General features: G+C 58.6%; 11 protein-coding genes. 6 read left to right on the top strand and 5 right to left on the bottom strand.

Features of this window, described 5'->3' with window-relative positions:
• Positions 1-116: 116 nt before the first annotated feature.
• Positions 117-1,838, top strand: a complete 1,722-nt coding sequence (locus tag Q1K07_RS03605) for a bifunctional protein-serine/threonine kinase/phosphatase (protein WP_300307978.1) — start codon at positions 117-119, stop codon at positions 1,836-1,838.
• Here the strand turns inward: Q1K07_RS03605 and Q1K07_RS03610 are convergent.
• Positions 1,835-2,794, bottom strand: coding sequence for a LysR family transcriptional regulator (locus tag Q1K07_RS03610; RefSeq protein ID WP_300307981.1), 960 nt, complete (start codon positions 2,792-2,794; stop codon positions 1,835-1,837). The genes Q1K07_RS03605 and Q1K07_RS03610 overlap by 4 nt on opposite strands.
• A gap of 177 nt (positions 2,795-2,971) precedes the next feature.
• Here Q1K07_RS03610 and Q1K07_RS03615 point away from each other — a divergent pair, with 177 nt between their 5' ends.
• The gene (locus Q1K07_RS03615; RefSeq protein WP_300307984.1) at positions 2,972-3,913 is read left to right on the top strand and encodes a DMT family transporter; all 942 of its coding nucleotides are present in this window, start codon (positions 2,972-2,974) and stop codon (positions 3,911-3,913) included.
• A gap of 63 nt (positions 3,914-3,976) precedes the next feature.
• Here the strand turns inward: Q1K07_RS03615 and Q1K07_RS03620 are convergent, their stop codons facing one another.
• Positions 3,977-5,236: a 6-phosphofructokinase gene (locus tag Q1K07_RS03620; protein WP_300307986.1), complete on the bottom strand. Its 1,260-nt coding sequence runs from the start codon at positions 5,234-5,236 to the stop codon at positions 3,977-3,979.
• A gap of 395 nt (positions 5,237-5,631) precedes the next feature.
• Between Q1K07_RS03620 and mpl the strand changes: the two genes are divergently transcribed.
• The 3 genes from mpl (at position 5,632) to Q1K07_RS03635 (ending at position 8,368) form a co-directional block, all read left to right on the top strand.
• Positions 5,632-7,014, top strand: coding sequence for a UDP-N-acetylmuramate:L-alanyl-gamma-D-glutamyl-meso-diaminopimelate ligase (mpl, locus tag Q1K07_RS03625; RefSeq protein WP_300307989.1), 1,383 nt, complete (start codon positions 5,632-5,634; stop codon positions 7,012-7,014).
• Entirely contained in the window at positions 7,007-7,651 is a 645-nt protein-coding gene (locus tag Q1K07_RS03630; protein WP_300307992.1) for a flavin prenyltransferase UbiX, read from the top strand. The genes mpl and Q1K07_RS03630 overlap by 8 nt, the downstream gene beginning before the upstream one ends.
• A 93-nt stretch (positions 7,652-7,744) precedes the next feature.
• Positions 7,745-8,368, top strand: coding sequence for a LysE family translocator (locus tag Q1K07_RS03635; RefSeq protein ID WP_300307995.1), 624 nt, complete (start codon positions 7,745-7,747; stop codon positions 8,366-8,368).
• A 46-nt stretch (positions 8,369-8,414) separates the two neighbouring features.
• On the opposite strand, the gene Q1K07_RS03640 is transcribed toward Q1K07_RS03635, so the two are convergent.
• Genes Q1K07_RS03640 through Q1K07_RS03650 form a run of 3 tightly spaced genes read right to left on the bottom strand, consistent with a single transcriptional unit; the run spans position 8,415 to position 11,690 of the window.
• Positions 8,415-9,824 (bottom strand): bifunctional DedA family/phosphatase PAP2 family protein, encoded by a 1,410-nt coding sequence (locus tag Q1K07_RS03640; RefSeq protein WP_366945022.1) that lies wholly within the window; start codon positions 9,822-9,824, stop codon positions 8,415-8,417.
• Positions 9,825-9,858: 34 nt separating this feature from the next.
• Entirely contained in the window at positions 9,859-10,830 is a 972-nt protein-coding gene (locus Q1K07_RS03645) for a diguanylate cyclase (RefSeq protein ID WP_300307998.1), read from the bottom strand.
• Entirely contained in the window at positions 10,827-11,690 is an 864-nt protein-coding gene (locus Q1K07_RS03650; protein ID WP_300308001.1) for a hypothetical protein, read from the bottom strand. The genes Q1K07_RS03645 and Q1K07_RS03650 overlap by 4 nt, the downstream gene beginning before the upstream one ends.
• A gap of 94 nt (positions 11,691-11,784) precedes the next feature.
• On the opposite strand from Q1K07_RS03650, the gene Q1K07_RS03655 reads away from it, so the two are divergent.
• On the top strand, positions 11,785-13,083 hold the full coding sequence (locus Q1K07_RS03655) for a glutamate-5-semialdehyde dehydrogenase (protein WP_300308004.1): 1,299 nt from the start codon (positions 11,785-11,787) through the stop codon (positions 13,081-13,083).
• Positions 13,084-13,098: the final 15 nt, after the last annotated feature.

Raw genomic sequence — 13,098 nt, forward strand, 5'->3', positions numbered from 1 at the left:
TACGAATCCCGAGCACCGATTACCATTCCTGGCGTGTATGATGGCAACCTTATACATGCCAGGGGCGAGGCGATCCCCAGCTCCTGGGGCCTGAAGTCGATGATCAGGAGGGTTTCTTGGCCACCCCGCGTTTATCACTGAGTTATGGGCAAGCTTTTGTTGCGCCGGACCGGCGCCATCATCGCAGCTCCATGTCGGTAAGTGTGCCCGATGAACGCCAGATGCAGTCCAAAGGGGCTGCGGCGCTGGTCAGCGATTCGGCATCCCGTAACGTTCTGGCCAAGCAGGCCAGTGATCTCAGTGTGCGTGGCTTTCTGGCGGATTATTACTCCACCCCTGAACACTGGGAGATAAAGACCTCTGTTCACCGAGTGTTGCACTCTCTCAACGCGTGGTGCCATGGACAAACCCGTCAGGTTCAGGACGGTAGCTATGTGTCTTCGCTGTCGACGCTGATCTTCCTTGGTCGAGATGCCCACCTGTTTCATGTTGGTGATACGTTGGTGTTCCGCCTGCGTGGGGCGGAGTTCGAGCAACTGACACGGGATCATGTCACTGACCTTGGCGGGTACCGCTACCCGGCTCGGGCACTGGGCATGGATGCCAGGGTCGATGTCGACTATGCGGAGATACCACTGAAGCAGGGAGATATTTTCCTGTTCACGACCCAGAGCGTGCGCGGCACCTTGATGCCTTCAGATTATGTTGGTCTGATTCGCCAGGATGCCAGTGACCTGGATGCGGCATGCGAGCGCCTCGCCCAGGCTGCCAAAGAGCGGGCCGGTGAGCGGGGTTATGGCAGTGACTCCTTCTGTTTCCAACTGGTGCGGGTCGATGAGCTGCCGGATGCTACTCCCGATCGCCCCAGTCGCGTCTATGGAGACCTGCCTATTCCCCCGGAGCTCAACAAGGGGGATCGTCTTGATGGCTTTGAAGTAGATGAAGTGCTCTCGCGTACGGCGCATTCCCGTGTCTATCGAGTGCACGATATCAAGAGTGGCCGGACATCGGTGCTCAAGGCGCCCAGTCCCGAACTATCCAATCGCAACGCTTACCTGGAGCATTTTCTGCTGCAACAGTGGGTGGTGGAAAGAGTGCATTCGCCTTTCGTTGTCCGGGTCGTAGAACCTTCGCGTCCGCGCCGTTATCTCTATTATCTGATGCGTCATGTCGAAGGCGTGACTCTGACGGAGTGGGTGCGCCTTCATCCCTTGTCCAGCCTGGCGCAACGTCTAGATCTGGCATCGCAGCTTGGCAAGGCGCTGCAGGCATTGCATCGCAGAGACCTGATTCACCAGCAGGTGCATCCGGACAATGTACTGGTTGACCCTCATGGACAGGTCATCCTGGCAGACTTCAGTGCATGCCATTTACGTGATGTGGATGGCCATCGCCGCTCTCGTCGCCTAGTTCAGCAAGTCGGGCTGAATGAACATAGTGCTCCCGAATACGCGCTGGATGACGAGGTAGGAAGGCGTAGTGATCAATATGCGCTGGCTTCCACCATCTATTGGTTGCTGACGGGAGATTTGCCCTATGCAGTACCGACCAGCCGTCTCCGTAGCCATACCGATCTTGAACAGCTCAGCTACCGCAGTGCCCGTAGCCTGAATCCAGAAGTCAGTAGTGAACTCGATGAGGCTCTACGTCGGGCGCTGGACCCTCAGCGGCCGTTGCGTTTCCGTCGCTTGTCGGAATTTCTCTATCATCTCAAGCCTGTCAGGCACACTCGTGAAGACCCCTCGATTCCAAGGGAGGGGAAAGAGCCGACCAAGCTCTGGCAGTGTATTGCAGCTTTGCTGATGCTGCTGTTGGTGCTTTCCTGGTGGCTACGCTAGAGCGACGCTGGGTGATGGGGTAGCCAATTGTGCTGCCGGAAATACGTGGCGGTTGCCAGCAGCCAGTCGATGAAGCTGTTGACGCCAGTTGGGGGCGTGCCATGGCGGGGCATGACGAGTTCATAGGTGAACGGTGAGGCAAGCGCATGGGCATCGCCAAAGGGGCATGCGAGGACACCGCTTTCGAGACGGTCGGCAACCAGCGGATAGCTGGCCAGCATGACGCCGCGTGCCGCGATGGTCTGATCCAGAGCAAGCCCGTACAAGGAGTAATGGCGCAGCCCGGAGAGAGAAGTGTCTGTCAGGCCGGCGGCTGCAAACCAGTCGCGCCAGCCCGGGAAGCCTCCACGTTGCTGAGTGCGCCAGCTGACTTCGAATAATGTATGGTCGAGCAGGTCGGAAGGCTGACGGATAGGGCTGCGCTCGAGAAGGTGAGGGGAGCAGACTGGTATCAGAACGTCTTCGAACAGTTGAACGCCTTTCACACCACTCCAAGGAGCTCGGCCGTAGCGTAGTGCCAGGCGCGCTCCTTCCTCATGCCACGACGGCTCGCTGAATGACTGGCTTGCATCCACCGAAATGGTCACCTGTTCCCCGCGGGTTTCAAAATCTTCCAGGCGTGGCAGTAGCCACAATTGGGAGAAGGACGGTGGTGCACTGATCAGCAGGGAAAAAGCGGCCTGGGATTGTGTATGGAGCGCTGCGACTGCATCGGCGATACGTTGCAGGCCGGCATCAATATCCTGAGCCAGCAGTTGTCCCTTTGCCGTAGGGCGGACGCCATTGGGCTGACGCTCGAACAGCACCGTGTCCAGGTATTCCTCAAGCTGCTTGACTTGCCGGCTCACCGCACCAGGTGTGACGTTGAGTCGAGTGGCTGCTGCCTTGAAGCTGCCCTCTCGAGTCGCCTCCGCAAATGCCCTGAGAGCATTGAGTGGTAGTCGCTCTATCTTCATGGGTTGAGTTTTCCTGAGCCTAAGTGCCCACATTAATCGTTTGGACACGAGACGGGCAAATGTTGAACTAGCGCTACTTGATATCTCTGCTCGACTAACCCAGCTCAGCTATCCCGGTTCGGCTGTCTCTGCCCGGTTATCTCTGATCGAAACGCCTATCACCAAGGGGGAAGGAAAATGGCGGAATCACGATGTGTTGCTGTCGGCGGCGTTCAGGTATCGGCACTTCATCACTCTCGCCGTCCTGTGGACATGATGGCTGGCGTGGCCATGCTGGCTTTCTGTCTGGCCCTTGGTCTGCAACAGGTTGCTATCAAGGCGATTGCCGCGGAAGTGCCGCCACTGACGCAGATTGCCATTCGCTCGTTGCTGGCAGCGCTGCTGGTTGGAGGGTTGATGGTTTGGCGTGGTATCCGCTTTGCCGAACTGCGAGCAGGGCTGGGGCCGGGGCTGCTGGTCGGGTTGGGGTTTACCTTTGAATTCGTGTTCGTGGCAGTAGGGCTGAATTACACACTGGCGTCGCATATGTCTGTCTTTCTCTATACGGCGCCCATCTTTGCCGCCCTGGGGCTGCATTTTCTCGTACCAGGTGAGCAACTGGTAAAGCGCCAGTGGCTAGGAATGATGATCGCATTCGGTGGGCTGGTGGTGGCAATGGCGCCGATAGGGGGCGTGTCCGTCAATGGCGCCACGTTACTAGGGGATATGCTGGGCCTGCTGGCCGGTGCTTCCTGGGCGATGACCACGCTGGTCTTGCGCCGCTCGTCCTTGTCTGAAGCGCCGCCATTACAGACGCTGTTCTATCAACTGGTCACGGCAGCAATGCTGCTGCTACCTGTTGCGGCACTGCGGGGGGATCTTGGAAACATGGCTGTCACGACGTCAGCAGTGACCAGTCTGGCTTTCCAGACCTTTGTGATTTCCTTTGGTGTATTGCTGCTATGGTTTGCCTTGCTACGCCGCTATCTGGCATCACAGTTGGGTGTGCTGTCGTTTCTGGCACCGATCTTCGGGGTGATGTTCGGCGCTATGTTGCTTGAGGAGCCGCTGACGACAAGCTTCCTGATCGGTGGTGTCATTCTGCTGGGAGGTGTGATGCTGGTGACACGTCCGACATGATAGCCTCACCCCGCCGTCGGCGGGGTGAGGGACTGTCAGGAATGTCTCTGCTGCACTAGTGGCTTACAGAGAGAATTCCGGAAGGCGTTTTTCAACGCGGGCAAGCTTGAGCTTGGCGACCTTGGGCAGGCCATTTTCAAAGGGAGGGAAATCCTCGCCTTGAATCAGCGGAGACAGATAGGAGCGGCAGGCATCGGAAATGCCGAAGCCATCTGCACTGATGAATTCCGGCGGCATGAATTTCTCGCGGTTGGCAACTTCTGCCAGGGGAGCCGCTTCGATCTGCCACTGATAGGGAGCATCACTGATGCGCTTGATGGCTGGCATCATGGAGTTCTGGCCAGTCAGTGCCAGTTCTACGGCTTTTTCGCCCACGGCATAGGCCTGCTCCACATCGGTCTTGGCGCCGAGGTGACGAGCCGCACGCTGTAGATAGTCGGCTACGGCCCAATGATACTTGTAGCCGAGGTCCTGCTTGACCATGCCCGCCAAGGTCGGAGCAACCCCACCCAACTGACGGTGGCCGAACGCATCGGTGTTGCCGGAGTCGGCAAGGAAGGTCCCGTCTTCATAGCGGGCACCTTCGGAGACCACGATCACGCAGTAGCCATAGTGTTTCACGGCGTACTCGACCCGCTCCATGACCTTGCGACGATCGAAGGGAACCTCAGGGAAGATGATCAGATGCGGAGGCTCGCCTTCACCTTGGCCAGCCAGGCCACCGGCGGCTGCAATCCAGCCGGCATGGCGCCCCATGACCTCGAGCACGAATACCTTGGTGGACGTAGCGCACATGGAGGCGATGTCCAGAGACGCTTCGAGGGTGGAGGTGGCAATGTACTTGGCCACGCTGCCAAAGCCAGGGCAGTTGTCGGTGATCGGCAGGTCGTTATCGACCGTCTTCGGCACATGGATGGCGGTCAGCGGATATCCCATCTTCTCAGACAGCTGAGACACCTTGAGACATGTGTCTGCACTGTCTCCACCACCGTTATAGAAGAAGTAGCGGATGTCATGGGCCTTGAAGACTTCGATCAGGCGTTCGTACTGGGCACGATGGCTGTCGATGTCCTTGAGCTTGTAACGGCAGGAGCCAAAGGCACCGCCTGGCGTGTGGCGCAGGGCCGCGATGGTTTCGTCGCTCTCCTGGTTGACGTCGATCAGGTCTTCGGTGAGAGCGCCGATGATACCGTTATGGCCGGCGTATACCTTGCCAATGCGGTCACTGTTACGGCGACAGGCTTCAATGACGCCACAGGCACTGGCATTGATCACGGCAGTGACACCACCGGACTGGGCGTAGAAGGCGTTGTGCTGAGCCATGGGGCTGGGACTCCTGAGGGGATGACTTCGGCGCCAGGAAGCAGTGTATGACGGGCTATGCACGAGGGGCTGCGGGAACCCAGACACGCTCCGTGCGTCTGCGCTCCCGTCAGGTGTGGTGCATTTTCACGCGTGACCTTCCGCGCCAAAACTTCCCACATGGTTAGCGGCAGCACCTCTCTCTGCCGCTTTATCCCGTTCGCCTATCGATTCATTGCTTCCCTGGTATCTATGGCGCCAGCGTAATTGTGTAAGGCGCGATTCTAGCCCATTGGTTCCCCAGGTGCATCCGGGATAGCACGGATTGTCCTTGCTCCGGCGCTGCTGGAGGCCTTCTGAGCGGCATGGTAGTCTGCCGGATTCGGGTTGGTCATGTGCGCTCGGAGGCGCCCCCCATGCATCTTCATATTGTCGGAATCTGTGGAACCTTCATGGGCAGCCTGGCCTTGCTGGCGCGGGAATTGGGTCATCAGGTCAGTGGTTCGGATGCCAATGTCTATCCTCCCATGAGTACTCAGTTGGAAGAGGCCGGCATTGCTCTGATGTCAGGCTATTGTGCCGATAACCTGGTTCCGCGGCCTGATCTGGTGATCATTGGCAATGCGCTGTCGAGGGGCAATGCCGAGGTGGAGGCAGTGCTCGATGAAGGGATGGCCTATGTCTCCGGCGCGCAGTGGCTTTCTGAGTATGTGTTGCCCGGCCGGCCAGTCATTGCCATTGCTGGGACCCATGGCAAGACCACGACAGCCAGCCTCACCGCTTGGATCCTGGAAAGTGCAGGCCTGAACCCAGGTTTTCTGATTGGCGGTGTGCCACGTAACTTCGGTGTTTCAGCCCGTCTTGGCGATCCCGAAGGGCCGTTCGTGGTGGAGGCCGACGAGTACGACACGGCTTTCTTCGACAAGCGCTCCAAGTTCGTTCATTACCGGCCAACGGTGGCGGTACTGGGCAACCTGGAATTCGATCATGCTGACATTTTCCCGGATCTGGCTGCCATCGAACGCCAGTTTCATCATCTGGTGCGTACCGTGCCGAGCAAAGGATGCCTGCTGGTTGCGGATGGTGAGCCGGCATTGGACCGTGTGCTGGCCCAGGGAGCATGGACACCCATTGAGCGTTTTGGCACTCAGCCTGGTTCCTCATGGAGAATCGAGCTGGAGCGCGAGGATGCCAGTCGTTTTCGGGTCATCCATCGTCAGCAAGATGGTAGCGAGGAAGATGCCGTGGTGGACTGGTCACTGACAGGTGCTTACAACGCTCGCAATGCGCTGGCGGCATTGGCGGCAGCGGCGTATTTCAAGGTTGATCTGGCGCGCAGCGCGGCGGCCTTGTCACGCTTCGAGACTCCGCGCCGGCGCCAGGAAGTGCGTGGCGAAGTGGCAGGTATTCAGGTCATCGATGATTTTGCTCATCACCCCACTGCCATTCAGGCAACCCTGGAAGGTTTGCGAGCAGCGACTCAGCGAGGCCGGCTTCTGGCCGTGATCGAGCCGCGCTCCAATACCATGCGCTTGGGGACGCTCAGTTCACGCCTTGCAGGCAGCGTGGCGAGTGCCGATGCAGTATGGTGGTATCAACCCGAGGGACTGGACTGGTCACTTGATGGGGTGATTGCCGAGTCGCCGGTGCCGGCGGCCTGCCTGGGTGACATTGATGCGTTGGTCGCTGATGTGGTGGCAGAGGCCCGACCCTATGATCGTATCGTGGTGATGTCCAATGGAGGCTTTGAGGGCATTCACGAACGTCTATTGCAGGCATTGGAGGCTGCCCATGACTGACGTCTCGCCCAAGCCGTCAATGACGGCGGGCTTCAATGCTCCCGTCAGCGTGGCTCTGACTGGTGCCTCCGGGGCGCAGTATGGGCTGCGCCTGATAGAAATGCTGGTGGCGGCAAGGCATGAAGTCTGGGTGATGGTATCCAAGGCGGCCCATATGGTCATTGCCACGGAAACCGATGAGGCTTTGCCTGCCAGGCCGGAGCGTCTGGCTGAGGTGCTGGGAGAGCGTTATGGGGCGGCGCCAGGACAGCTGCGCTGCTTTGCTCGTGAGGACTGGATGGCTCCCGTCGCTTCGGGGTCCGGGGCTGCTGCGGCCATGGTCATCTGCCCGTGCTCGACTGGCACTCTGTCGGCTGTGGCGACGGGGGCAAGCAATAATCTGATAGAGCGGGCGGCCGATGTGGCACTCAAGGAGCGTCGCAAGCTGGTACTGGTGCCACGTGAAACGCCTCTGTCCGCGATTCATCTCGAACATATGTTGAGCCTGACGCGTATGGGAGTCGTGATCCTGCCTGCGGCACCGGGCTTCTATCATCAACCGAAGTGCGTTGAAGATATGGTCGACTTCATTGTGGCTCGCATCCTCAATCAGTTGGGTATCGAGCAGCAATTGGTGCCTCGTTGGGGGGATGATTGACGGGGCAGGCATGATGGCTCGGACAGGCAAGCTTCATGATCCGGGCGATATTCCGTTGTAACTTCATTCCATGTGCTGTGGTAAGGAAACCTGATGCCTTCTTTGGCGGTACTGTCTGTCTTCGTTCCTACCTTTCTGTTCGTTTCGCTGACACCGGGAATGTGCATGACCCTGGCGATGGTGCTGGGCATGACCCAGGGAGTGAAGCGTGCGCTGTGGATGATGGTTGGTGAGCTGCTGGGCGTTGGCCTGGTGGCTTTTGCTGCCGGGGCTGGCGTGGCAGCGTTAATGCTCAAGTTGCCGGCCTTGTTTGCTGTATTCAAGTGGGTTGGTGGTGCCTATCTGTTCTACCTGGGCATACAAATGTGGCGTTCAAGAGGCCGTATGGCCATTCCTGATGATCTCTCTGGCGTGGCCCCGACAGCCCGCAAGGAGTTGGCCATGCAGGGGTTTGTCACGGCGGTTGCCAATCCCAAGGGGTGGGCTTTTTTTGTGGCGCTTCTGCCTCCCTTTCTTGATGCCTCACGCCCATTTATAGGGCAGTTGCTGGTGTTGATCGTGATGATCCTGGCCATCGAGTTCGGTGCCTTGATGTTATATGCCAGTGGTGGCAAGAGCCTGCGCCATCTGCTGGCCAAGGGCGGTAACGTGCGCTTGCTTAATCGTGTCGCTGGCACGTTGATGTTAGGCGTGGGGTTATGGCTGGCGTTTGGCTGAAGGAGAAGGCAAACAACGCGAATGCGATCTTCTCCTCGAATGGTCTTCAGACTGGGGGTAGCCACAACACTCTTGCACAGACCAGCAGCAGTGAAGCAAGCAGCAGGGCAGGCAGGGGGCAGGGCGAGAGAGGCTCGCGTTCCTGGCGTGACCACGCCAACTGAGTCATGGCGCATACCACCAGGCCAAGCAAGCTGCCGCCGACCAGGTCACTCAACCAATGCACTCCCAGGGTAATGCGCGACAGAGCCATGGGTACCACGATCAGAATGGCTGCCCAATATGGCCAATAGCGCTGGTGTCGCGGCAGGGCTTGGGCGATGAAAGTGGCTGCCAGGCCAAAGACCACCACGCTGGTGGAGGTGTGGGCACTGGGATAAGAGAAGGAATTGGCCAGATAGTCTGGCGTATCGGGTCTTGCTCTACCGATCAGTTCCTTGCCCAGTGTATTGAGGGCGGCAACGCCCAGTAGGGCAGATAGAATGTGGCCCAGAGCTGCCCAATGGCGTTTCACAAGCAACCAGGCGAGCCAGGGCAATGTGATGACAATGATGCCGAGCATGTCACCGGCCTTGGCCATGACTTCCGAAAATGTCGGTAGTAATGGCAGATCAAGTCCGCTGACGATGGCATTCAGTCGCGCGTCCATGGGCATGGGACCATCAGCATCCAGCACCATCAGGGTCCAGGCAGACAACCCGGCCAGGGAGCCGAGTAACAGCAGCCAACTGGCAAGGGGAGGCTCGTCCTCATGATGGGGGGCCAGAATGCGCCATAGCTTGTTACCACCTGGCAGGCGGGCGGTTAGCCAGGCCAGGCCGCGATAGAGCAGCCCCTCCGGGCTGGCATGATGCCGCACCAGAGAAAACAGCAGGGCAAGCACCACGACGGTAATGCCCAGGCCAATGAGCCAGGGATCCAGGGCCGCAGGAAGTGCCTGCCACTGGTCCCAGGTATTGCCGAGAAAGTAACCTGGCAGCACGTAAGCCGGCGCCCATAGCATTGCCGACCCTACATTTGCCCAGGTGAAAGTGGCTGGTGGCATGTGCATGATGCCGGCTATCAACGGCACGATGGGGCGCACGGGGCCGACGAAACGGCCCAGGAGTACCGAAAGCGGGCCATGATGATCGAAGAAGCGTTTGCCTCGTTCCAGCCATTCAGGATGTTTCGACAAGGGCCACATGGAAGTGACCTGATCGCGGTAGCGATAACCGAGTGTATAGCTGGCGCCGTCGCCGATGATGGCGCCGAAGAAAGCACAGGTTATCACCCAGGCCAGTGAGATCTCATAGTGCCCGGCCAGGGACGCAGCTGCCGTGATCAGGACCACGCCAGGGACCAGCAGGCCAATCAGTGCCAGTGACTCCACCAGAGAGATTGCGATGATCAATGCCAGAAGTACGCCTGGAGATGGCATCATCTGGTACAGCCAGTTCCCTAGATCCACTTGCATGATTCCTTGGTGGGCCCATGCCAGCCTCTCGATGTCAAGAAGATGGCGTGAGCGCTTGCGTTCCGCTGTGACAGGAGATGTTCAGGTCGAAGGTGCTCTTTTCCAGGCGCTGCTCGAAGTCAGGCCAAGTTTCGCTCGGGCGCAGGGTACACAGACATGAGCATAAGGTCACGGGGATAGTATCGGTAAGCCGGATGTTATCCAGCATCTGCTCCAGGCGTTTGAGTACCAGAAGCGCGCCACTTTCTGACGTGTTGGGCAGGACCAGCCAGAAATCGGCGTGATTCTGACGACCGAGAATATCATGGTCGCGGCAACGAGAACGCACGGCCCGGCATAGTAGGTCGAGTTGTGACAGCTGAGCCCTGGGGCCGAATTGCTCGCTGGTAATGTCCAGTTGAGGAAGGTGCAGAATCAATACGACGAGGCCTTGTTCCAGGTGCCGTGCTCTGTCGACCTCTCCCTCCAGGCGCTCGTGCAGCGTATGGCGATTGACTGCATCGCAGTCGGGGTCGTTTGGATCGGTTGCCCGGGCCAAAGCCCGCTGGCGTTGGAATTCCCAGCCACATAGCGCAACGATGGCCACCATGGTCAGGTAGGGCTGGGTGTGATTCCATGCGGCGAAACTGCCTTCCAGGCGGACGATCCATACTGGCATCAGCACCAGGTTCAGGGCCAGTGTCAGCAAGGGAGATAACGGCAGGAGCATCAGGTTGAATACTATCAGGGCGCATAGCCACAAGGTGTGGAAGTCGTCCAGGCTCGGGAACTGCATGAAGGTGACCAGGTAGCCGCAGACCAACAGCAGATAATCCATGGTGCGGGTAGGTCGGCGTAGCGTGCTGAGAGTGGAGATCAGCAGCAGGCAAGCCACTGCTGCTGGCAGGGCAATCAGCCGATAGTCGCCGACGAGATAGTGCCAGAGTGATAACCCGGCCAACATCAATGTGGCAACGATACCGGCTGCAGCCCGTAACTCGGGAGCCCAGTGAGGATGGTCGGTCATGCGCCTCCCTCCACAACGTGTGTTGAGGGCGCTTGCTTGTCCAGTGCGGCCAGGGCCTGGGTCAGGGAGTTGAGGCCGGAGAGTTGGGCGACGCGCACGGTGACAGGGTGGTCGAGCGCTTCGAGCATGTCATTACGGCGCTGCTGGGCGTGCTGCGATGTGGTGCTGGTCAGGATCATGCCAAGCGTCCGGCCGTTCAGATGGTAGACGTTTTCAAAGCGATGAATGAGCTTGCATAAGTGGTGAGCCAGGGGCCACAGGTGCAGGGGACTGGTCTGCACCAGGACCAGTTCGGTGTGTACGCCATCACGGGTGGCGCGACTGGTTTCCCTGGGCAGGTCACGCTCGAGTTGCGCCAGTGGCCAGAGCGGCAATCCGGGAGCCAACCGTGCGCGCTGCAAGAAGCTGCGTTGGCGTTGAGTGATAGGCAGGGAATGGGCCACGGCAAGCAGTATGAATATGCTCAATATGGCCCCGGCAAACAGCCAATGATGCAAGCTCAATGTCCCCAGTAACCACCACCAGGAGAAACCTGCCAGGCAGATGTTCAGTACCAGCATCCATTGGTTCTGGGGGAGCAGCAGAAGGCATGGCCAGACCCATAACCATTCACTGTTCTGTGCAGGACTCAGGGTCAGCAAGCTGGCCAGGAGAATGCTTGGCACCATTAACCATGGGCGGTAGGCATGACGCCTGTGGCTGAATTCAAGCAACAGGGTGCTGACGACCAGCCAGACGGTTGCCAGACCCAACAGTCCGGCGTCTATGGGGTGTGCGACGGTGGCGGCCTGATAACCGAGCAAGCCAGCAACGATAAGAAGATTGAGCCTGAATAGGGCGACTTTGTACTTGTTGCGCATGCTGATTTAGTATGGTGCCTTCCATTGACAAGAGTTCGAGAAGCCGCTGACTGACAAGTCGCTAGCGCTTCCCTCCGAGGAGATCCTTTTCGGCATGACCGCCCAAGCCAACGCCAATGATGCCATCACCCAGGTCGCCGATGTTGACGCCTACATGACACAACTGGGCCAGTCGGCTCGTGATGCGGCTACTCAGCTTCGTCGCGCCAGCACTGCTGTCAAGAACCAGGCTTTGCTGGCCGTCGCCGCACATCTGCTTGCAGCCCGAGAGGTGATCAAGGCTGCCAATGCCCAGGACCTTGAGCGTGGCCGAGACAAAGGCCTGGATGCTGCGCTTCTTGATCGCCTGGCACTGAATGATGCGCGCATTGATGCCATGATTGAAGGCCTGCATCAAGTCGCGGCCTTGCCTGACCCTGTGGGCGAGATCGATGGCTTGCATACACTCCCTAGTGGTATTGAGCTGGGCCAGATGCGTGTTCCTCTGGGTGTCATTGGCATCATCTACGAGTCGCGCCCCAACGTCACCCTGGATGCGGCCAGCCTGTGCCTGAAGTCGGGTAATGCCTGCATACTGCGTGGCGGTTCCGAGGCCAATGCTTCAAATATTGCATTGAGTGAGTGTATTACGAAAGGCCTGGCAGATGTTGGGTTGCCTGCCGCCGCTGTACAGATGGTGAAAACCACGGATCGCGCTGCGGTTGGTCGCTTGATCGCGATGCCTGAGTACGTGGACGTCATTATTCCGCGTGGCGGGAAATCACTGATCGAGCGCATATCCGCCGATGCCCGGGTGCCGGTGATAAAGCACCTGGACGGAATCTGCCATGTCTATGTGGATGCCAGCGCTGACCTGGACAAGGCTGAAGCCATTGCAATCAATGCCAAGACGCATCGTTATGGCGTGTGTAACGCCATGGAAACCTTGCTGGTGGATGAGCCTATTGCAGCGCAACTGTTGCCACGCCTGGCCGAGGTATATTTCGAGCACGGTGTCGAGTTGCGTGGCTGTGAACGAGCCCGTGCCATTGTGCCGCAAATGAATGCAGCGAGTGATGAGGATTGGGCGACCGAGTATCTGGCACCCATACTGTCCATCCGCATCGTCGATGGCATCGAAGAGGCCATGGCGCATATTGAGCGCTACAGCTCGCGCCATACCGATGCCATTGTGACTGAGAGCTATACTTTGGCGCGGCGTTTCCTGGCGGAAGTGGATTCCAGTTCAGTGATGGTCAATGCATCGACACGCTTTGCCGATGGCTTCGAATATGGCTTGGGCGCCGAGATCGGAATTTCCACTGATCGCCTGCATGTGCGTGGCCCCGTGGGTCTTGAGGGTCTCACAACGCGCAAGTACGTTGTGCTGGGCGATGGACAGATTCGCCAGTGACACTGAAGTTTGAAG

The sequence above is a fragment of the Halomonas sp. genome (assembly GCF_029263665.1).
Lineage (GTDB): Bacteria > Pseudomonadota > Gammaproteobacteria > Pseudomonadales > Halomonadaceae > Halomonas.